Genomic DNA, 19,926 nt, shown 5'->3' on the forward strand with positions numbered 1-19,926 from the left:
GTCCGGCCGCTGAAGGTGAGGGCGATCGGAGCTGTCGGCGAACTTGCCCACCGAGGTCACCGGGCCCGTGGAACGGCAGCCGAACGTGGTGTTCCGCTTGAGGAGCGATGCCGACGTGACGCTTGCCTCGCTCGCCCGGCGGGATCTCTCTGGGACGGTCGGCTGTCCTAAAGACGTCGGCGCTTTCCCCGGGCGGCCCGATCTCGATCCGCGGGCGTCACCGACGGCCTCCGCCCCCACGGCACCTTCGAGCACGGCTCTCCCGGCACGGCGCCTTGATCGTCGACGCGCCGTTCAAGCGCGGCCTCGTTGACGTCGGGGGTCTGAATTTTCAGACATCATGCAGATTCGAATCAAACCGGCCGGAAGCTGCGGGCTCGGTTCCGATGCCAAGGCAGTGTAATCGCGTGGTTCCTTCAATCGGGAGGATGCAATGACGAAGGCTTCACGACTCGCGGTCGAACTCGAGTCGGCCATCGGCAACTACATGACGGTTGTCGCCGGAAAGCTCTTGGAGGACGGCCTGCCTATTACCTCCGTGCGCGCGTACGGCGTCTACGACGATGACCCGGACGGGAGCGATGATGTGGAAGGAAGCATCAACTTCGGTCTCACCTTCCAGGCCGGACTCGTCCCCGGCGGGGAAGCGGGACTGGAGTGGAACGGTACCTCCGGATGGTTCTTCGCCCTTACACCCGCCAGCCACCGTGATCTCCATGGCGGGGCACGTTGGCTCCGGGCCGGATTGTTGCCTCCTCCCGAGCAGGTGGCTGCCTTCGTCTCGGCGATCCGGCTGGATGCCGCGAATACCGGAAGCAGCGAGCGACCCTTCTACCGGAGTACCAGGGAAGGACATCGAGATCTGCTGGAACAACTGGCGGTGTTCGCCCCCAAGGACGCGCGGAACCGGACCCTCGAATACGACCATTGGTTCCGCTACGACCATTGGTTCCGCGAACTCCAAGGACAGGCCTACCGTAATCGCGTCCTGGGCGCGCTGACGTCCCCCGACGACACGATCCTGAACCTTCCGATCCGGCGATCCGAACTGCACGCCCTTCTCCACATGATCGACTACGCGGAGGCAGCGGGCCCAGGCCGCGGTGTGGACGACCTTGTCATGCCCTTCACCGTCGACCTGAAGCAACGAATCGGATGCGGCCACGACAGTGCCCGGGAACACCGGCAAGCCATCACTCACGCCCACCACGCTCGTGAGCTGGAGAAGCAGTTCGAACGCATGCAAATGCCGGTCTCCGGGCAGGAGTAGACCGCACGGCGCGACCTCCGGCCGCCGATCGCAAGGCGTCTGCGGTGCGGCCGCAGTCGAGCGGCCCTGAACACTGGTCGCGGACCAACCTGGTCGACCGATCACGTACCGGCCGGGGGCGTTGCGCTCCTCGACCCCCGGAGGCTGATCGCCAAGTCGAACAAGTGGACTTTGTCTTCACTCGTTCGAGTTAATCGATGGCGGCCCGCCCCGGCGGGCCGCTGCCATGAACGCGTGACCCACACTCGAACCGCTCCCGACACCGCCTCCTCCCGCGCGTGCCGCGCCGCCCGTCATGGAACTGGAGGCCGGCCGGCACGACCTCGCCGTGCGCTCGCTCACCAGCGCCCACCTCGCCGCGCGACTGCCACGCCTCACCGGCGTCACCTTCCGTCTCGCCTGGCAGGCCGACCCCAAAGCCCTCGTCGCACTGATCGCGTGCCAGTTCGCCGCTGCGGTGTGCGCCGCGTTCGGGCTGGCCGCCACAGTTTCGCACCTGTTCGCGAATACCCCCACCCCCGGCCGCTTGCGGGACGCCCCGCCGGGCTTGGCCGTCGTCGTCGGAACACTCGTACTGCGCGCATTGCTCGGCGCGGCCGTCACCGCCACCCAGGCCCCACGCGCCCGGGCCCGCTCGCGCAAGCGGATGGTCGGTATGCGGTCGATGGCGGTGCTGCCCATCCGGTCCCCCCGGGAACAACTGCGGTGACCCGAATCCCCACCGTAGAACTCGGCACCGACGTCGCGGCACTACGCCGCGCGCCCACCGTGGAATGTCCGAACGGTGTCCATCGCTTTGACCTCCAGCCGATACGGGTCGGGACGGGGCACTGGTGTCACCGGCAACCGCCGAACCCGCGTCCCGAGGTCGCGGGAAGCGTCCAAGCGCTGGCCTTCTGGGCCGAGTTGGCCGACACGGTCGTCGTGGGCAGCAAGAACGATAACGAAGCCGACGAGCCGATGTACTTCGAGGGCACCGAGAGCTTTTGACGCTCCACGGTCCACGGCACCACGACGCAGGGCTCGCATCGACCGCGATGCGAGCCCTGCGTCGTCGACAACGACACGACGGAGCATCCCCGCGTTCGCGGGGCCGGCGTACGCCCCGCCGTCGTGCCGGTGCCGCCGTGTGGCGCTTCCCCGCCTGTGCGGGGCCGACCGCCGGGCACCGCCGAAGTACGCCTCCTTGGGAGGAACATCCCCGTTTGCACGGGGCCGATGCTCAAAAAGGACCTCTTCATGGGCCATTCCCGCTCGCGGGATGAACGATCGGATGTTAGCCGGTGCGGCGTTTGGGGAGCACGCGACTCAGTCCGGCGACGGGATCGTGTCTCAGGAACTCGGCTTTCGGACTCACGCAGATGCCGTCAGGAGTGAACTTCAGGATGGGGCGATCGCGAAGCGCGTTCCCGCCGGATTCGGGCCAGGGCTTCGGAGACCCCTCCCGCCTGGCTTTCGGGGCCCAGTGTCCGGGGATGCGGATGGTGTTGCGGAGGAACTCCCTCTGCTGGAGCTTGTACCGGGCGGGATGTGTGCGCGGATTGTGTCGACGTAGGTCGACCGGTTCTTCTCCTGCGGGGTCGTAGGTGAGTGCTCCGGAGGTTTGCTCGTACAGCAGGACGGCTTCGATGGACGGGGTACCGAGGCGGGAACGGGCCGTGAGGTAGTCGGGGCTCTTGGGGTCGTCGGCGTCGGTTCGGGAACGGCCCATGGGGAGGTCGTCGATGCCGATGGCCGTTCCCCTGGCGGTGTACGGGGCGCGGCTTCGGGGTGCGGCCTGGCGAAGTTCCTCGCCGAGGGCGCGTTGCCAGTCGTCCCAGGTCCGCGCGAGCAGGACGCCGAGTTCTCCTGTCGGGGGTGCCGTTCGTGTTCCGTAGACGGCGGCGAGGAAGCGGGGAGTGTCGTGGGGAGTGGAGATGCGCGGTACGTGATGGTGCCGGATGGTGCCGTTCGAGGCTCGGGTGCGTGTGGTGCGGCGTTGGATGCCTCGCAGGATGCGCCAGGTGACGGCGAGGACGTAGGGGGCGTAGACGAATCCGTCGGCGGAGGCGGGCGGTTCGACGGCGGGTAGGCCCTTGGCGTCGGCGGTCCACAGGACGCGCATTAGGGGTGTGCGCCGCAGGTGTGCCGGTCGGTTCGGGTCGTTGAGACGGTGGCGGTGGACCCGGCCTCGGCGTTGCAGCAGAAGGTCGATGGGCGCGAGATCGGTGTAGAGGAGGTCGACGTCGACGTCGACGGACTGTTCCAGGACCTGGGTGGCGACGACGATCAGTCGGGCGGGGCGCGCGGGGTTGGCTCGGGTGTGTCGATGTTCGCGGTCGGGATGTTTGCCCAGCTTGGCGAGGAGTGCTTCCTGTACGGGAAGGCGGTTGCGGTCGATGGCGCGCCCGTGCAGGAGGACGATCTCGGTGGCTTTCCAACCGGCGCTCTCGGCTTGGTCGAGGAGTGCGGCGTGCAGTTCGACGGCGCTGGCGACGCGGTTGCGCACAACCGCGATGATGCCTCCGGCGGTTCCTTCCCGCAGCAGGTTCCGGGCGAGGTCGTCGGCGCCGGGGTCTCGCACGAGGCGGATGTCGGTGTGCAGCACGGGCACCGCGGGCGGGGTCGCGCGTCGGATCAGTCCGTTCTCGTCGACAAGCGTGATCGGTGCCTGATCGTCGCTCGTTCCCGCGGCCGCGCGCGCGGGGCTGCGGTGCCCCGCACACCACGCCGTGGTGATGGCCTCGCGGACCGGCGCGGGCAGGGTGGCGGAGAGGACGATCACCGAGGCTCCCGCGTCGGCGAGCCAGGCGACCGCGTCGTGGAGCAGGCGTTGTTGGTAGAGCTCGTAGGCGTGGGCCTCGTCGATGACGACGACCTTGTTCGCGAGGCCGAACATCCGCAGGAACCAGTGGCGCGAACGTTGGGGCGCCAGGACGATCTGGTCGACGGTGCCCACGCCGAAGGGCGAGAGCAGTCCACGCTTTTCGCCCAAAAACCATCCGTTCAGTACGGCGCCCGTCCGGTGGCAACCCGTGGTGTTGACGCTGTCGACGAGCGCGGCAGGTCCGGCTGCCGCTCGTTGGAGTTCGTCGGCGACGGCCGAGAGCGCCGCGGTGCCGTGGACGACGGCGAGGTTGGCCTCCACGCCATCGCCGAGAGCACGGGTGAGATAGTCGGCCTTGCGGCGCGCGATCTGTTCCGCTGCGGCGCGGGTGGGCAGGGCCGTGTAGATGCCGTGGTGCCCGCACACCAGCGCCAGCGCGTGAGCCAGCCACCACGCGGCCTCGGTCTTCCCGGACCCTGTGTCGCCCTCGATGAACGCCAGCAACGGGCCGCTCGGTTCGCCCACGAGATCGATCAGCGTCTGCTGCGCCGGACGCGGCGCGGTCTTCGGGAACAGGTCGTGCCATCGGGCCGGGCGTGGTCGCCATGCGTCGAAACGGAGTTCGCGTACCGCTGTGGCGGCGTCGCGTCGTGCGTGGTCCCACCACTGCTCGACGGGCGCGGTGACGCTGCGATAGGCGAATCGGGACTCGTCGGAGGCCAGCCAGTCGGACAGCACGACCAGGCCCGCGAACAGCGGTATGACGCAGGGGCGTTCGGGCCTGACCAGTTCCTGCAGGTCCGCCACGTCGACATCGAGGATCCGGGTGAGATCGGCGAGCAACGCGCGGTGGACGCCGTCCCACTCGGCGGCGTGGCGGGCGCTCGCGTCCGCGATCGTCGACGCGTCGGGGATGTCGCCGTGATGGCCGCCCAGGAGAGCGGCCACGACGTGCAGGCCACGCCGGGAAGGACCTTCGTTGTGCGGGTCGCAGTCGCCGCAGCGACACCCCAGCAGGGTGGGCAGGTAGTGGGCGGTGAGGAGTTCGTGCCGCGGCGACGACTCGGCCGCGAGATCCGGCGGCAGCGGCAGGCCGGTCTCCCTCGCCCGGTTCTCCCATTCCCGTGCCGCGCCGAGGAGCCGCTCGTTCCGCGGATCCAGGAACAGCTTCTGGAACCCGGGAAACGCCTTGCCCGGCATGTCGTGCAAAGCCGCCAGCAGCATCAGCACCCGGCGGGCCGTGTCCCGGTCGCCGCCGCCGAAGGCGGCGATCAGGCGGTCGCGGACCGCGTCGGACAGGTACGTGTCGAACAGCCGGCCGCAGACCGCGGCCGTGTTCAGACAGTGCGCCAGCAGCGGATCCCACCGGGGCCCGGGGCCCACGACAAGGTTCCGATAGTCGGTCTTACCCCAACACCACAAATGAGGGAACGAATTTCGCGATAACCCCACGGGCGGACCTCTCTCCTCTCTAATCTCACACACGGAAGCCAGGCGATCACGGTCGGCTTCGATCCGAGACTAAGTGAAGAGGTCCTTTTAAGTGAGCGAAACGTTGGAACTCGTCGACCGCACACTGCGCAGCGACGTACGAGAGACACCCTGCATGCCCGCACTGACACATCCCCCCGACCCCGACGCCCCCCGGGTCGAACTCCTGCCGCTGCTCGACACCTTCGAACGAGCGGAGCACCTCCAAGGGATCACCCACCCCTCCCCCGGCACCGAGATCGCCCTCTACGAGCTCCTCCTCGGCCTGTGCTACGCCGCCGACGTCCACCCCGAGACCACCGACGAATGGCGCGCCTTCGTCGAGGACCGCGAACCCCTCACCCAAGTCGCCGACTGGCTGCGCTCACCCGAGTGCGACGGCCGCTTCGACCTGTTCGACCCGGCCCGCCCGTTCCTGCAGAACCCGCAACTCGCCCCGTTCATGGACGAACACGGCTACGGCCCGGCGCAACTCGTCCTCGAACACGCCGGGGACTACGCCCAGTTCCACGACCAGATCCACCTGCACCACCCCCGACGCCTGCCCCTGGCCGAAGCGTTCGCCGCCCTCGTCACCCAGCACGCCTACGGCCTCGGCGGCCGCGTCATGGCCAAGGTCGACTGGCTCGGCCGCGACTTCACCTACGGATCCGTCGGCCGCCTCGGCACCCGCATCCGCACCCTCGCCCTCGGCGACACCCTCGCCGACACCCTCCGCCTCAACCTCGCCCCCGTCCCCCGACCCGAGGACGTCGGCCGCTTCAACTACAGCTGGGACGGCACCCGCCCCCGCCGCGTCTTCACCGGCCCCGGCTCCAAACGCGCCCACCACCCCGAAGGCCCCGCCGACCTGCACAGCCTCCTCGGCCGCTCCATCCTCCTGCGCCCCGCACGCGAACCCGACGGCACGATCGTCGTCGACCGCGTCCTGGTCGGCGCCGGCGAACTCACCAAGAACATCCCGGTCGCCCTGACTCCCGACATAGTCCTCATCGGCACCCGCCCCCTCCAGGCCAGCGCCGAACGCGCCCTGTGGCGCGACGCCCACTCCCTCTACGCCGCCGCCCTCGACCACACCCTCGGCAACGACCTCTACGCCCGACTCACCCGACTCGGCCGCCCCGTCACTCTCCTCAGCGTGGGCCTGGTCGCCAAGAACCAAGACGTGACCGGCTGGGTCCGCGACACCTTCCCCTTCCGCCCCGGCCGCGAGGAACAACTCCGCCGCGCCGCGGCGGACGCCGTCGCACACGCCGAATACCTCACCACCGCCGTCCGCACCGCAGCCGCCGTCGCCCGCGACATCGTCTACCCCAACCCCCGACCCGAGGACAAGAAAACCCTCCTGCGCCGCTTCTACGCACCCGGCGAACTCTGGGGGGGACTCGAGGAACCCTTCCACGCCCTCCTCGACACCGTCGCCGCCGGCACCGACCCCCACCAGGCACTCGCCGACCACGCCCGCGTCCTCGTCGCGTCCGGCACCGACGCCCTGGACCGCCGCCTCCGCGGCCTGCCCCGCAGCGGCCGCGGCGCCGAGGCCCGCGCCCGCTCCCGCGCCCGCCTGCACGACGAACTGACCAAACCCAAATGCCCGCCACTCCTGACCGAGGCCGCCCGATGACCGACGACCAACTCGCCCTCTCCATCCCCCACCAAACCGCCCCACCCGCCCCCGCCCCGCAACCCGCCCGAAAGGAACCCGAACCCGCCACACCCGCACAGGCCCTGACCGCCTGGCTGTGCGACCTCGTACGCCGCCACCAATACGGCACCCTCGGCGACCTGCGCCGCCCCCACCGCCTCTCCGAGGCCCGCCTGCTCGCCGCCAACTACGCCCCCACCGAAGCGGATCGGAGCGCGTACGCGTTCACCGCGTTCCTGTTCGCCCGCTACCACCAGGGCGCGTCCCGCCCCTCCCACGGATTCGGCGACCTCGGCACCGCGATGCGCCGCATCGGCACCGACGCCGCCCGCGGCCCCGCCGACGACGGCTGCAAACGCCTGTTCAACCGCCTCGTCAACGCGAGCGCCCTCCCCGAGGCCGCACTGCAGAACGCCGTCGAACGCCTGCGGACCGGCGGCAACGTCGCCCCGTCCTGGGCAACCCTCGCCCTCGACCTCACCCGCTGGAACACCCCCGACCGCCGCGTCCAGGAGACCTGGGCACGCAACTACTTCACCCCGCCACGCCGCCCCACCCCGTGACCCCACGACCCGCCGCCCCAACGGCGGTCACCGACCCCACGAAGGAGAACACCATGACCAAGGACACCGACATGCAGCCCTACCTGTCCCTGCACTCCCTCACCACCTACACCAACGTCCTCCTCGTCCGCGACGAGAACGGCCTCCCCAAGGAAACCCCCTACGGCGGCGTCACCCGCACCCGGATCTCCTCCCAGTCCGACCGCCGCGCCCAACGCACCCACCTGCGCGACCGCGCCAACCTCGGCGAAGGCCCCCTGTCCGACTACACGTTCGGCACCCGCACCCGCGAATGGGCCCTCACCGCCGCAAAGGAACTCGAAGCCCTCGGCTGGAACCACGACGACGCCGTCGACGCCGCCCGCCACGCCCTCATCGGCCTCAAGGTCAAGTTCGGCGACAAGGACAACACCCGCAACCTCACCAAAGTCCTGCTCTTCGCCCACGACAACGCCGGCCGCGACATCGCCACCGCCCTCCACACCCGCCGCGACACCGTGATGCCCTGGCTCGCACAGGCCCGCGCCGCCGAAGCCAGCACCGCCAAGGCCAAGCCCAAGGGACGCGGCAAAACCACCGAACCCGCCGAAACCCCCGACACCGAACCCACCGAAGAAATCAAGGCACCGCCCCTCGACGCCGACATCAAGAAGGAACTCCTCGCCGCCCTCGCCCCCGCCGACGCCATCGACATCGCCCTCTTCGGCCGCTTCCTCGCCGAGATCGTCGAATCCCCCAACGTCGACGGCGCCATCCAGAGCGCCCACACCTTCACCGTCCACGAGGCCCAGGTCGTCGACGACTTCTACTCCAGCGCCGACGACGCCAAACTCCGCCGCAAGGCCACCGCGCTCGACGCCCTCGAGGACGGCGGCGCCGGCATGACCGGCTACCAGAGCCTGACCACCGGCACCTTCTACCGCCACGCCTGCCTCGACCGCCGACAACTCCGCCGCAACCTCCACGCCGCCGGCCTGACCCCCGACAAGGTCGAAGCCGCCGCCGTCGCCGCCGAGAAGGCCTTCCTCGACGCGTTCTGCAACGCCGTGCCCGCCGCCAAGAAGAACAGCACCGCCGGCCCCGGAACCCTCCCCAAATTCGTCCTCGCCACCGAAGGAACCCGCCCCTTCAACTACGCAGGCTGCTTCGAAACCCCCATCCACGAAAACGCCGGACCCGCCAGCATCCAGGGCACCCGACTCCTCCTGCGCCACCACGCCCTCCTGGCCCGCAAACGCGACGACATCGGCCCCGCCCGCGTCCTCACCTACGACGTCCACGTCCAGGAACTCCTCGACGACCTCCGCGACACCACCGCCGCCACCGTCACCGAGGTCGACCGCCCCGAGGACCTCGCCTCGTGACCCACACCCTCCTCCTCCACCTCGCCGGCCCCCTCCAGACCTGGGGCACACGCGCCCGCTTCAGCGAACGCGACTCCCACACCCACCCCACCAAATCCGGAGTCGTCGGCCTCCTCGCCGCCGCCCTCGGCCTCGACCGCGCCGACGACGACGGCCTGCGCCCCCTCGCCGCCCTGCGCTACGGCGTCCGCGCCGACCGACCCGGCGTCCTCGTCCACGACTTCCACACCGTCGGAGGCGGCCAATACCCCCTCCGCCCCCGCGACGTCCTCACCGACCCCACCACCGCCAAACGCGCCACCGCCAACCTCGAGGACCCCACCCGCCGCACCTTCGGCCCCACCGCCGGACGAACCCTCCGCGACTGGTACGGCGCACCCAAGGGCATCGCCCCCGACGCCGACGGCCACCTCACCGCCGCCAACACCCGCCGCCACCCTCTCACCGAAAACCGCTGGTACCTCGCCGACGCCGCCTTCCTCGCCGGACTCCAAACCGACGACCACACCCTCCTCCTCCGCCTGGCCCGACACCTCGAAGCCCCCGAACGCCTCCTGTGGCTCGGCCGCAAGGACTGTCCCCCCGCCGCCGACCTCCACCACGGCATCCACCCCGGCGACCTCGAAACCGTCCTCGCCCACGCCGCCCCACTCCCCAACGCGACCACCACCACACCCCGCGCCTGGCTCGAAGTCCCCCGCGACACCCCCGGCGCCGCACCTGTCCACGACCAACCCCACAGCTTCAAACCCCACGACCGCGTCCACGTCCTCCGCCACGAACTCGCCATGACCCTGACATCCGCCGCCACCGCACCCCGACCGGAGGGAACGTGACCACCACCGTCGCAACCGAGGCCACCTTCGTCGCCGCCCACAGCATCATCGAACTCTCCGCCCGCCACCCCCTCGCCGCCCGCGCCCTCCTCGACCCCCAGGACATGCACCGCCTGGTCATGAGCGGCTTCCACGGCTGGGTCCCCGACGGCGAACCCGACGCCCGCGCCCAACTCGGCGTCCTCCACACCTACGCCCTCGACCTCAAAACCGAGACCATCACCCTCGTCGTCCAGTCCAAACTCCCCCCGGACTGGAGCCGCCTCCCCAAGGCCGCCCTCCTCGACAAACCCCACAGCATCACCGCCGACATCACCCTCCGCCCCGGCCGACGCCTCCGCTTCCGCACCACGATCAACCCCGTCCGCGACCGCGTCCCCGCCGGAGCCCCCACCACCACACCGCAGGAACGACGCCGACTCCCCGACACCACCCCCGCACACGCCAAACGATGGTTCGGCGAACGCCTCCAACCCGCCGGGACACCCCCCGTCGGCCCCACCGGCGTACGCCGCATCGGCGCCCACGCCCCCGAACCCGACTACGCCGTCCGCATGCTCCCCAAACTCCGCTCCACCGGCACCCGCAACCTCCACATCACCCGCGCCGAAGCCCACGGCCACCTCACCATCACCGACCCCACCGCCCTCGCCGCCGCCCTCACCACCGGCATCGGCAAAGGCCGCGCCTACGGCTGCGGACTCCTCCTCGTCAAGGAGGAACCGACCACCACCTAGACACCCGACGGCACCGACACGCGGAAGCAGAAGCGGCCGCCGACACCGCATACGCGACAGGGCGGCCCCGTGACCGGGGCCGCCCTGTACACATTCCTTGAGTCGATGCGAACCACCACTCGGACAACGGCATCCGAACTCTGGTTGTCGGATTCAATCGCTCGGAGCCGGGGGGCATTCCGCCCCGCACCCCTCGTTCGCGAAGCCGACCCCCAGAGTGAACCTACTTGGCGTGGAAGAGAGCGTCCCTGCGCTCGCGGGGCCCACCACGCCCTGTCCACCCACGCCGTCGAACTCGATGAGCAATCCCCGCTCGCGCGGGGCCGACACGAGGCTGGGCAGGGTGCAATGGGCAAACGTGGGAACATCCCCGCCTGCGCGGGGCCGACATCCCACGCGGCCACGAACTCGGCCTTCTGCGCAGGAACATCCCCGCTCGCGCGGGGCCGATTGCGCGCGGTGGCCGGTGCAGACCTTGACCTGGGAAGCATCCCCGCACACGCGGGGCCGACCTGGATTCCGGGACTGAGATGTCGTGGTGGTCGGGACCATCCCCGCACACGCGGGGCCGACGCGGCCGAGTCGGGCGGTGCAGCGTGACGACGGGGACCATCCCCGCGTTCGCGGGGCCGACGCAGCGACCCCCCCCGACCCTCGTTCCAAGCCGATTCAGAGACAACCTTGGGCCGAGGGTCGGGCGACTCTCGGCCCAAGGGGCTAGCGATCGAACTTGTCGTAGATTGCCCAGATCCTGTAGACGGCCCAGGCCCCGCTGGCAACCTTCCCGACGACCGTGACGGCCCTCGGGAAACGTGTCCGGCGGGTGCTAGCCTCGAAGTTGTGGGTTGGGCCGCGGTCGCGAGGGTCTGTCTGGCTGGCATCCTCCTCGGATCGTGGCCCCTCCTCACCACCCTGCGGTGGAGGGCGGTATGGCGCCATGACTCACCTTCTCTGTTTGGTTGTGGGTGGAACCGATGGCCGGAACGTCATCGGTGGCTCGGGGGTCCAACCCCAACAGGGTGGACAGTTTCTTGTACGTAGCGTCGGGAACCCAGATGCCAGCGTCGTCGCGCAGCTTGTAGACGCCACGTTCGACGCGTTCAAAGAATTCCTCGTTCGCTAGTGTGGACATAAGATTGCTGATCACATTTGTCCTATATTGGGACTTTGTTGACCAGCCTGCCTCCTCGAGCGACCGGCCGGCGAGGTCGGTGGTCCAGACCGCATCGGGGTCGAGGACTGCGGATTCTCGGAGGAGCCCACGACCGCCGTTCATGTGCCGCAGCATGGTGACTGACAATTCGAATCGCGGATCCGAACGATCTACCCATTTCCAACCCGATTCGTCCGGAGGATCCTCCGAGGCGACTTCTCGCGCCATCTCGACCAGCTGCGACACCAGCGACTCCGTGTGTCGCCGTACCGTCCGATCGGCCGTCCGTCTGGCCCAGTCGCCGAAGTCCGACGCTCCCACCGGCGCGCTCAACTGCACGAGGGTTTCGAAATGTCGGGCCGCGGTGCGCAGCGACTCCATCATCTCCAGGGCGGTGGTTATCGCGAACGTCTCGATCGCTTCGGGAGCCTCCCGCAGAGCGCTCCTGCGCATGGTCCGGAGTTCAGTCATCGACCCCTGCGAACCGGCCAGGGCCCCTCGCAGAGCACATCCGAACGGAGCGTCGGGTTTCAGCCAGTCCGTTGACATACGCGTCCCCCGCTCCCGAAGTCTCATTTCTGACATGAAACCTTGCTCGAACTCTGAAAGTGTACATGGATGCGGAACGGGAGAGGTCGACCTCAACTCGCGGGAGGCTGATACGAGTTCCCGTCGCTGTGCCAACCGCCAATGGACCGGTGAACACGTCTGATGTGACCCAGCCCTGTCTGCTCCCGTTGCTTGGCCACGATGGGCGGAAGCGTCGCCAAATCGTCCGCTAACGACCAGCTTCGCGGGTCAGAGTGGGGAGGTTATGAGTCCACGGTCACCTCACGCCGATCACGAACAGGGGTTCCAGCCGTCTGACCCTCACACGATCGACAACCGAACACGACGAAGGGACCTGCATGCCCCGGCTGCCTGCTCAGGTTGGCTCTCAAGCCGGCCGGGGATCGCAGCACGCTGACCTACGACTCGCAGACCGCAGCGGGCATCGTGGCGGTCGGCTCTCAAGCTGGCCGGGGATCGCAACCGCCGGGTCTGCGCGATGCTGCGCGATCCGTCCATCGTGGCGGTCGGCTCTCGAGCTGGCCGGGGATCGCCACCAGTTCATGGGCACGGTCGCCGGAGTCATCGGCGCGGTGGCGACCGGCCTCCGGGTCGACCGAGGATTGCATCTACGCCAGGTCGTGAGCGTCCGCGTACGACGGCTGAGTGGCGGCTAGCCTTTACGCTGGCCGAGACGACGACACGCCTTGGAACAGGCCCGCCGACTCGCAGCCGACGACCGGACCTTGATCGATGCCTGTTCCTCCACGGATCAATCCCCGCTCGCGCGGGGCCGACCACGTCGCGAGACCGACGCGAACGCGGTGCTGTCGCCCCGCACGAGCGGGAGCGCTCCCTGCTCGTACGGGGGCCGACTCGCCGCGGTGACGACGCACGGACGGCCAACCTGGACTTTCGCCAGCGGGTTGTGATCTCAGTGGAGCAATCCCTGCGCCTACGGGGCCGACCAAGCAATCGAAGTCATCCGCGCGGCAGAGTGGGGAACATCCCCGGGCGCGGGGCCGACACTGGTTGGCCTGGGGATTTACCAGTGGGTAAACAGTGCTGCTCGAGTCGGGCCGCCTGTCGATGCTCATGCCCGCGAGATGTGGGCGGATCTCGGCGGACGGCATGAGGAACTCGGCGGCGAATCGGTCCGCTTCCCCCTCGCCGTCCGCCGTGGGGATCTCGTGCAGGACGAGGTGCCCGAGTTCGTGGGCGAGTGTGAACGGTTCCCTGTCGGACGGCGCCGTCGTTTAGGACGACGATGGGCAGGGTGCCGGGTGGCCAGGTGCCAGTCCGGAGATGCGCGGCGAACGCAGGTTTCGCCGCAGGACGATGATTCCCGCCCGTTCGAGCGTCTTGATCATGTTGAGGATCGGCCCGGTCGGCAGGTGGCCCGCACGAGCCGGGCCGCTTCTCGGGCGTCATGTCGTACGCATCGATTCGCGGAATCTTGTAGACGGGCTCGTTCTCGACCCTGCGCTGTAGTCGTTGCAGTCATTATCGTCGGGCCAATCCAGGAGTTTGCGGGTCTCCCCAATCCCCGTGCGGTTCACGCCATTGCGCTGCCGATGCGACCGCTCGCGCCGCTCGCTCGGATCTCCGTTCCACGATCCTGTCAGTGGTTGATCAGCCACCACGTGATCCAGCCGCCGACGGCGGTGCCAGCTCCGGTCGCGGCACCGCGCGTGGCGTTCTCCGCTAGGGCCCGGCTCGCGTGGATCACCCGCGTCCGAACGCGGGCTCGTCGGGTGGCGGGTGGCGCGGGGGTGGGCGTGGTGTCATCCATGGTCGTCTCCCGAGTCGTCGCACCCCTTCGGAGCGGAGTGGTGTCGGTCTCCAAGGAGCCTCGTTCGGGATTTCTTCGGCGACCGCTCCCCCAGGTCGTCCGGGTGTCTACGCTGGTGGCCCCGTCGATGTGGGGATTTCGGAATCGATTCGATCCGAAGTGGGTCGAACCGGGGGCTTGGATGGGCGGCGAGGACGGTGCGAGTGAACGGCTCAAGCTGCGGTTGCGGGAGCTGTACGAGCAGGCGGGCTCGCCCGGCTACGACCGGCTCGTCCGTCACGGCGCGGCCCAGCGGCCTGCGGTGGAGTTGAGCCCGTCGTCGTTGAGCGGCTGGTTTTCCGGTGTCTCGGTCCCCTCGGATCCGCGCAAGTTGCGGTGCGTGGTGGAGTTGCTGGAGCGTCTGGCCACCGAACGCGACCCCGTTCGCCGTTCGTTGCCCTCCCGAGTATGGGAGGAACGGCGATCGGAGGCCGTGAGCGAACGCCGCCCACGTGGTCGTCCCCGTCGCGGCCACCAGGATCAGGACCCGGTCGGGAACCGTGACAAGGAGGGGCGCGCGGGGCATCCGATCGGCGTGTTCACGGATCCGTACGCGTTGGAGGTCCATCGGGCGATCGAGGCTCCCGAACACGCCTGGGAGGGGTTGCCGGAGCTGCCGGTATACGTGCCGCGGGCCCACGACGAGCGGTTGCGGATGGCGGTGGATCGGGCGGTGGGGGGTTCGGGCTCGCTGGTCTCGTTGGTGGCGGCGTCCTCCACGGGCAAAACGCGGGCCTGTTGGGAGGCGATCCGGCGGCTGCCCTCGAATTGGCGGTTGTGGCATCCGATCGACCCTGGCCGCCCTGACGCGGCCCTCGCTGGGTTGTCGCAGGTGGGCCCGCGCACGGTGGTGTGGCTGAACGAGGCCCAGTTCTACCTGCTGACCGTCGACGGCACCGGCGAGAGGGTTGCGGCCGGTCTGCGCGAATTGCTGCGGGATCCCGCGCGGGGCCCGGTGTTGGTGCTGGCGACGCTGTGGCCGGAGTACTGGACCACGTTGACCGGGCCCGGTGACGAACATGCCCAGGCACGGGCCCTGTTGACGGGCTCCGACGTGAGTGTGCCAGCCGCGTTCGTCGGGGTCGATCTCGAGGCATTGCGCGTGGTCGCCACCGCGGACCCGCGCCTGGCCAAGGCCATGGCCGAGGGCCGCGATGGAGCCATCGCTCAGTATCTGGCGGGTGCTCCGGCCCTGTTGGCTCGCTTCCGCAATGCCTCCGCGCCGCTGCGGGTAATAATCGAAGCTGCGATGGACGCGCGCCGCCTGGGCCACGGCCCCGGCGTGCCCTGGAGCTTTCTGGAGGCGGCGGCGGAAGACTACCTCACCGACGACGAGTGGAACGAGCATGTCGTGGAGGGCTGGTTCGAAAACGCCATGGCCGCCGCCACGGCCCGCTGCCCGGGCGCCACCGTCGCGCCCCTGACCCGAATGCGCCCCCTCCACCGCGAACGTGTCGACCGGGCTCCGGTTTATCGCCTGGCGGACGTCCTGGAACAACACGGCCGCCGCACCCGCGGCGCACTGTGTCCCTCCTCGGCGTTCTGGCAGGCCGCGCTTGAGCACGCAAACGGTCCCATGGACCGGCACCAGCTCGCGGACGCGGCGCGGGCCCGACTGCGTCTGGACCACGCAAAAGCGTTGCTGGGCACGGTGATATCCGAAACGAACGACGCGGTGGCATCGGATCAACTGGCCATCCTGTACGAGAACGCGGGGGACCGAGCGGAGGCCGAGCGCCTGCTCCGCACGGTTGCCCAGGGAAATCCTCACTCGTTGGCCCGACTGGCCACGCTGCGCGAGGAGGCGGGCGACCATGTGGAAGCCGGGCAACTGATGCGCGCCGCCGCCGAGGCCGGTCACCCCGACGCTCTGGGCGTAATGATCGGAAGATGCGATTCGGCGGGCGACCACGAGGAGGCCGAACGCCTGATGCGCGCCTCCTTCAACGCCGGAAACCGGCAGGCCGCGCACTGGTTGATCGACCAGCGTATGAGGCCGGCGGGTGATCTCGCGGGCGTTGAACGGCTGGCCCGAGCCGGCGCCGCAGCAGGACACCCATACCTGCTGCTGGCCGCCGCCAAGGCATATGAGGACGCGGGCAGCCAGGCAGATGCCGAACGCGTTGCCCAGGCTGCCGCTGATATCGGCTATCCCGCAGTCCTGATGTGGCTGGCCAGTAGCCGCGAGAAGAGGGGGGAGCACGAGGACGCACAACGATTTCTGCAAATGGCTGCCGCCGCAGGCGACCGCGACGCACTATGGCGATTGGCACGCCTGCACGAACAGGCAGGTGAGCACACCGATGCCGAGCGACTCGCCCACGCCGCGGCTGCCGCCGGGAACCGCCACGCGCTCAAGGACCTGGCCTTACGGCGCGAACAAGCGGGTGATCATGTCGGCGCCGAGCGACTTGCCCACGCCGCCGACAAACTGGGGCGCAACCGCGTGATCCCCGAGTTGGTGGACTTGCGCCGGCGCGCTGGTGATCGCTCCGGCGCCGAGCGGCTGCTGCACGAGGCCGCCGCCCTCGGTAACCGCGACGCGCTGTTCGAATTGACCAAACTGAGCGAACGTGCGAATGACCCGGCGGGAGCCGAACGGCTGGCCTACGCCGCCGCCGACGCCGGGACGTTCCTCGCCCTGGTGTGGTTGTCCAAGACGCGACACGACGCGGGAGACGATGCGGGCGCCGAACGACTGGCCTACGCCGCCGCCGAGACTGGCGATGCCAACGTGTTGGGGCTACTGGCGGAGATGCGCGACGAGGCGGGGGACCGTGCGGGTGCCGAACGGCTGGCCTACGCTGCGGCATGCGCTGGCGGCACCCACGCACTGGAACAGTTGGCCATGCTGCGCGAAGTCACGGGGGACCGTGCGACCGCGGAACGACTGGCCCGTGCCGCCGCCGACGCCGGAAACCCCCATGCGCTGCGGAGAGTCGTCGAACTGCGCGAAGGAGCGGCCGGTGGTCCACTGACAGACCTGATGCGTCATGGTCTCGGCGAGTGAGAAGACGAACCTCCAGGGCAACACCCGAACAGCCCACACCTTCTACGAGTTGACGGGCACCCCACGCGAGCGGATCGTGCGACTGACGCCCGACCTCCTCCTGGTCGCCCGATCCGGACAGGCACCCGGACTGCACGCCGAACTCGACGCGCGATGGGACATCGTCGCCCAATCATTCGCCGCGGGCATCGGCCGCAGCCTCGTCCACGAAGGCTTCGCCGTGGACTGGGACACACAGACCCTCGTCGACAAGCACCGCCGCCGCTCCGTCACCGGCGTCGCGGACGCCCTGATCGGCTTCCAGCACGGCCGCTGCCTCATCTGCAACCAAACCATCACTCCCAACGACACCACCGCCGTCGACCACAGCTTCCCCTACTCGCTCATGCACCGCCTGGGCGTCGTCTCGGGCTGGCAGGGCCCCGACCTGGACGCCGTCCGGAACCTCGCCCCCACCCACTACGCCTGCAACGCCGCCAAGAGCGACCGTCCCCCCACCCCGGAACAGTTGCACCGACTCGCCCGACGCAATGAGGCGATCATGCACTCGCCCCACCCGCTGAAGAAGACCCTCACCCTCAGCCTGGAAGCCGCACGACCGGGAAGCGTCGACCCGTGGCCCCACTTCCTGCGGCACGTGCAAACGGCCTGCGGCTGAACCGCCGACATCGTTGGCAACCCGGGAACCATCCCCGCGTTCGCGGGGCCAACTACTACGCCAACGTCGAGTGGCGTGTGCGGAGGGGAGTATCCCCGCGCTCGCTGGGCCGACCAGAACGTGATCGTTCCGTATCCCGAAGATCAGGGACCATCCCCGCGCTCGCGGGGCCGACAGCACCCCGCCGGACTGGTGCAACATCCTGCCGGAACCATCCCCGCGCTCGCGGGGCCGACCGGGCCCGCGGTACGCGCGGTCGTCCCGGCGTGGAACCATCCCCGCGCTCGCGGGGCCGACGTCCCGCGCGCGGGCGGTTCCGTCGCGTTCGGGGAACCATCCCCGCGCTCGCGGGGCCGACCCTGGATGACCTGGGGCTCTACCGGTGGGTAACACCGATTTCGTTCAGTTGCATCTTGCCACCTGTTGTCGCCTGTCGTGAAGCGGATCTCCCTCGACTCCACGGTATTTCACCGTGCGGCTTCTCCCCGGCATTCCTCATTCCCGGCTTTTCGAGCAGATGCGGCGGGGTCAGGAATCGTCGTGTTCTGTGGGGTGGTCGGGGTCGTCGGCTGTGTCCCAGCCGTGTTTGACCTGTTCGTAGGTCTGCTTCTTGTTCCAGGATCCGGTGGTGGCCCAGGTGAGTTCTTGGACGTCGAAGGCGTGGGTGTCCTGGTTCCACACCAGTCGGGTACGGCCGTCGCGGGCGATGTGGGTGACCTGCCCATGTCGATGATCACCGACGTACACGTGTCGCGCCGGGGCCTTCCCGCGCCGGGGCGCCGGCGCTGGACCGTCCCGGTGGGCGCGGCGGGTCTCGACGAGGGTGGCGAGCACAGCGTGGAACAGCCCGTCGGTGATGGCCGTGTCGATCGTGCCGTCGCAGAAGCGTTCACCGCGGACCACCTGCGTGGCGGCGAGGACGGCTTCGTCGGGGGTGAGCCCGCCCGGCTTGTGGTGGTCGGGCCGGGGCGACGCGGTCCAGTCTGCGCGTGGGGTGACCGCGCCGACCTCGTACAGCAGCTCCACCGCGCGGTTCACCCGATCCGAGTAGACCGGAAAGGCGAGGGCGAGGACGCCGTCCTCGGCTTGTCGTGGCCGGGTCCAGACCACGTCGCCAGCCGCAGGGGTGACGAAGTCGTCCGCGAGCGACGCGAGTTCCGCCCATGCCTGCGTCCTGTCCAGGTGCAGGGCGGTGGTCAGATCGCCCTTTCGGGCGCGGCCGTCGTCCATTTGCGGCTCCCTTCCGAAACGAGGGGTCAGGATCTGATCGCGGGGCCCTGCGGGGCGCCGGTGCGGCCCAGGGCGGCTTGGACAGGGTGCGGCAATGTCGTCGACGAAAAGTCGTGCGCGTGGCGGCCGTTGGTGCCCCCGTGCCCAGTGTGCACCCCGGGGATCCCGATGGTGGCCGACCCGGCGATCTCCGGCCGGCCTTGCTCAACCGCTTTCGTCGCCGCACACCGGATCCGCGATCGCGCAGGTCACCACGAACCGACCATCCCCGCGGACGCGGGGCCGACTGGCCATACGGGCACCCGGGAATCGCGCACCCGGGACCATCCCCGCCTGTGCGGGGCCGACACGCCGCCGGCGGTGACCGTGCGCGCGATGGCGGGAACATCCCCGCGTTCGCGGGGCCGACGCCGCGTCCGGCTTGTTCTTCTTGCCCTTGCCTGGACCATCCCCGCGTTCGCGGGGCCGACGCACGCCACGCCCGCCGCCGCCCTACCAGCGCCGGACCATCCCCGCGTTCGCGGGGCCGACAACCCGCAGGTGAGGCTCGGGGACGACGCGCTGGGACCATCCCCGCGTTCGCGGGGCCGACATCCAGGAGGCGGACCGCCTGGCGTCCCGCGCAGGACCATCCCCGCGTTCGCGGGGCCGACTCTGGGTCACCTACTCGCACGGGTACGCCGAGGGGACCATCCCCGCGTTCGCGGGGCCGACCTGACGGCGGGCGAGACCCAACTGTTCAGCGGCGGACCATCCCCGCGTTCGCGGGGCCGACACTGGATG

14 protein-coding genes, 1 pseudogene and 2 CRISPR repeat arrays are annotated in these 19,926 nt (G+C 69.5%); of the genes and pseudogenes, 10 read left to right on the plus strand and 5 right to left on the minus strand.

Annotated features, from left to right (window positions below):
* Positions 1-433: 433 nt before the first annotated feature.
* The 3 genes from ACIBM5_RS41755 to ACIBM5_RS41765 all read left to right on the plus strand — a co-directional run bounded on the left by ACIBM5_RS41755 (position 434) and on the right by ACIBM5_RS41765 (position 2,260).
* Positions 434-1,270 (plus strand): hypothetical protein, encoded by an 837-nt coding sequence (locus tag ACIBM5_RS41755; RefSeq protein ID WP_396011911.1) that lies wholly within the window; start codon positions 434-436, stop codon positions 1,268-1,270.
* Between the two features lie 295 nt (positions 1,271-1,565).
* Positions 1,566-1,979, plus strand: a complete 414-nt coding sequence (locus tag ACIBM5_RS41760) for a hypothetical protein (RefSeq protein WP_396011912.1) — start codon at positions 1,566-1,568, stop codon at positions 1,977-1,979.
* On the plus strand, positions 1,976-2,260 hold the full coding sequence (locus ACIBM5_RS41765) for a hypothetical protein (protein WP_396011913.1): 285 nt from the start codon (positions 1,976-1,978) through the stop codon (positions 2,258-2,260). Before ACIBM5_RS41760 ends, ACIBM5_RS41765 begins: the two co-directional genes overlap by 4 nt.
* Before the next feature lie 286 nt (positions 2,261-2,546).
* Here the strand turns inward: ACIBM5_RS41765 and cas3 are convergent, their stop codons facing one another.
* A complete protein-coding gene (gene cas3, locus ACIBM5_RS41770; RefSeq protein ID WP_396011914.1) occupies positions 2,547-5,561 on the minus strand; it encodes a CRISPR-associated helicase Cas3' in 3,015 nt (1,004 codons plus the stop codon).
* A gap of 58 nt (positions 5,562-5,619) precedes the next feature.
* Here cas3 and ACIBM5_RS41775 point away from each other — a divergent pair, with 58 nt between their 5' ends.
* Genes ACIBM5_RS41775 through cas6e form a run of 5 tightly spaced genes read left to right on the plus strand, consistent with a single transcriptional unit; the run spans position 5,620 to position 10,712 of the window.
* Positions 5,620-7,191 (plus strand): type I-E CRISPR-associated protein Cse1/CasA, encoded by a 1,572-nt coding sequence (locus ACIBM5_RS41775; RefSeq protein ID WP_396011915.1) that lies wholly within the window; start codon positions 5,620-5,622, stop codon positions 7,189-7,191.
* Positions 7,188-7,775, plus strand: coding sequence for a type I-E CRISPR-associated protein Cse2/CasB (casB, locus tag ACIBM5_RS41780; RefSeq protein ID WP_396011916.1), 588 nt, complete (start codon positions 7,188-7,190; stop codon positions 7,773-7,775). Before ACIBM5_RS41775 ends, casB begins: the two co-directional genes overlap by 4 nt.
* Before the next feature lie 53 nt (positions 7,776-7,828).
* Positions 7,829-9,139 carry a type I-E CRISPR-associated protein Cas7/Cse4/CasC gene (locus ACIBM5_RS41785; RefSeq protein ID WP_396011917.1) on the plus strand — a complete coding sequence of 437 codons (1,311 nt, stop codon included), beginning with the start codon at positions 7,829-7,831 and terminating at the stop codon, positions 9,137-9,139.
* Positions 9,136-9,975: a type I-E CRISPR-associated protein Cas5/CasD gene (cas5e, locus tag ACIBM5_RS41790; RefSeq protein WP_396011918.1), complete on the plus strand. Its 840-nt coding sequence runs from the start codon at positions 9,136-9,138 to the stop codon at positions 9,973-9,975. The genes ACIBM5_RS41785 and cas5e overlap by 4 nt, the downstream gene beginning before the upstream one ends.
* The gene (gene cas6e / locus ACIBM5_RS41795; RefSeq protein WP_396011919.1) at positions 9,972-10,712 is read left to right on the plus strand and encodes a type I-E CRISPR-associated protein Cas6/Cse3/CasE; all 741 of its coding nucleotides are present in this window, start codon (positions 9,972-9,974) and stop codon (positions 10,710-10,712) included. The genes cas5e and cas6e overlap by 4 nt, the downstream gene beginning before the upstream one ends.
* A 904-nt stretch (positions 10,713-11,616) precedes the next feature.
* Here the strand turns inward: cas6e and ACIBM5_RS41800 are convergent.
* The 3 genes and pseudogenes from ACIBM5_RS41800 to ACIBM5_RS41810 form a co-directional block, all read right to left on the minus strand.
* The gene (locus ACIBM5_RS41800) at positions 11,617-12,318 is read right to left on the minus strand and encodes a hypothetical protein (RefSeq protein ID WP_396011920.1); all 702 of its coding nucleotides are present in this window, start codon (positions 12,316-12,318) and stop codon (positions 11,617-11,619) included.
* 776 nt (positions 12,319-13,094) lie between these two features.
* Positions 13,095-13,649, minus strand: a pseudogene (locus ACIBM5_RS41805) (ImmA/IrrE family metallo-endopeptidase); the annotation flags it as partial.
* 386 nt (positions 13,650-14,035) lie between these two features.
* A complete protein-coding gene (locus tag ACIBM5_RS41810; protein WP_396011921.1) occupies positions 14,036-14,206 on the minus strand; it encodes a hypothetical protein in 171 nt (56 codons plus the stop codon).
* Positions 14,207-14,309: 103 nt separating this feature from the next.
* Between ACIBM5_RS41810 and ACIBM5_RS41815 the strand changes: the two genes are divergently transcribed.
* Complete coding sequence (locus ACIBM5_RS41815; RefSeq protein ID WP_396011922.1) at positions 14,310-17,255, plus strand: tetratricopeptide repeat protein; 2,946 nt, start codon at positions 14,310-14,312, stop codon at positions 17,253-17,255.
* Positions 17,239-17,913, plus strand: coding sequence for a hypothetical protein (locus tag ACIBM5_RS41820; protein ID WP_396011923.1), 675 nt, complete (start codon positions 17,239-17,241; stop codon positions 17,911-17,913). Before ACIBM5_RS41815 ends, ACIBM5_RS41820 begins: the two co-directional genes overlap by 17 nt.
* Before the next feature lie 24 nt (positions 17,914-17,937).
* A CRISPR array of direct repeats spans positions 17,938-18,271; the repeat unit is 29 nt; unit sequence GGAACCATCCCCGCGCTCGCGGGGCCGAC.
* Positions 18,272-18,441: 170 nt separating this feature from the next.
* Here ACIBM5_RS41820 and ACIBM5_RS41825 read toward each other — a convergent pair.
* Positions 18,442-19,143 carry a DUF6508 domain-containing protein gene (locus ACIBM5_RS41825; protein ID WP_396011924.1) on the minus strand — a complete coding sequence of 234 codons (702 nt, stop codon included), beginning with the start codon at positions 19,141-19,143 and terminating at the stop codon, positions 18,442-18,444.
* A 259-nt stretch (positions 19,144-19,402) separates the two neighbouring features.
* Positions 19,403-19,918: direct repeats of the CRISPR family, unit length 28 nt; unit sequence GGACCATCCCCGCGTTCGCGGGGCCGAC.
* The last annotated feature ends 8 nt before the right edge of the window (positions 19,919-19,926 follow it).

This window comes from Embleya sp. NPDC050493 (assembly GCF_044458105.1).
Classification (GTDB): domain Bacteria; phylum Actinomycetota; class Actinomycetes; order Streptomycetales; family Streptomycetaceae; genus Embleya.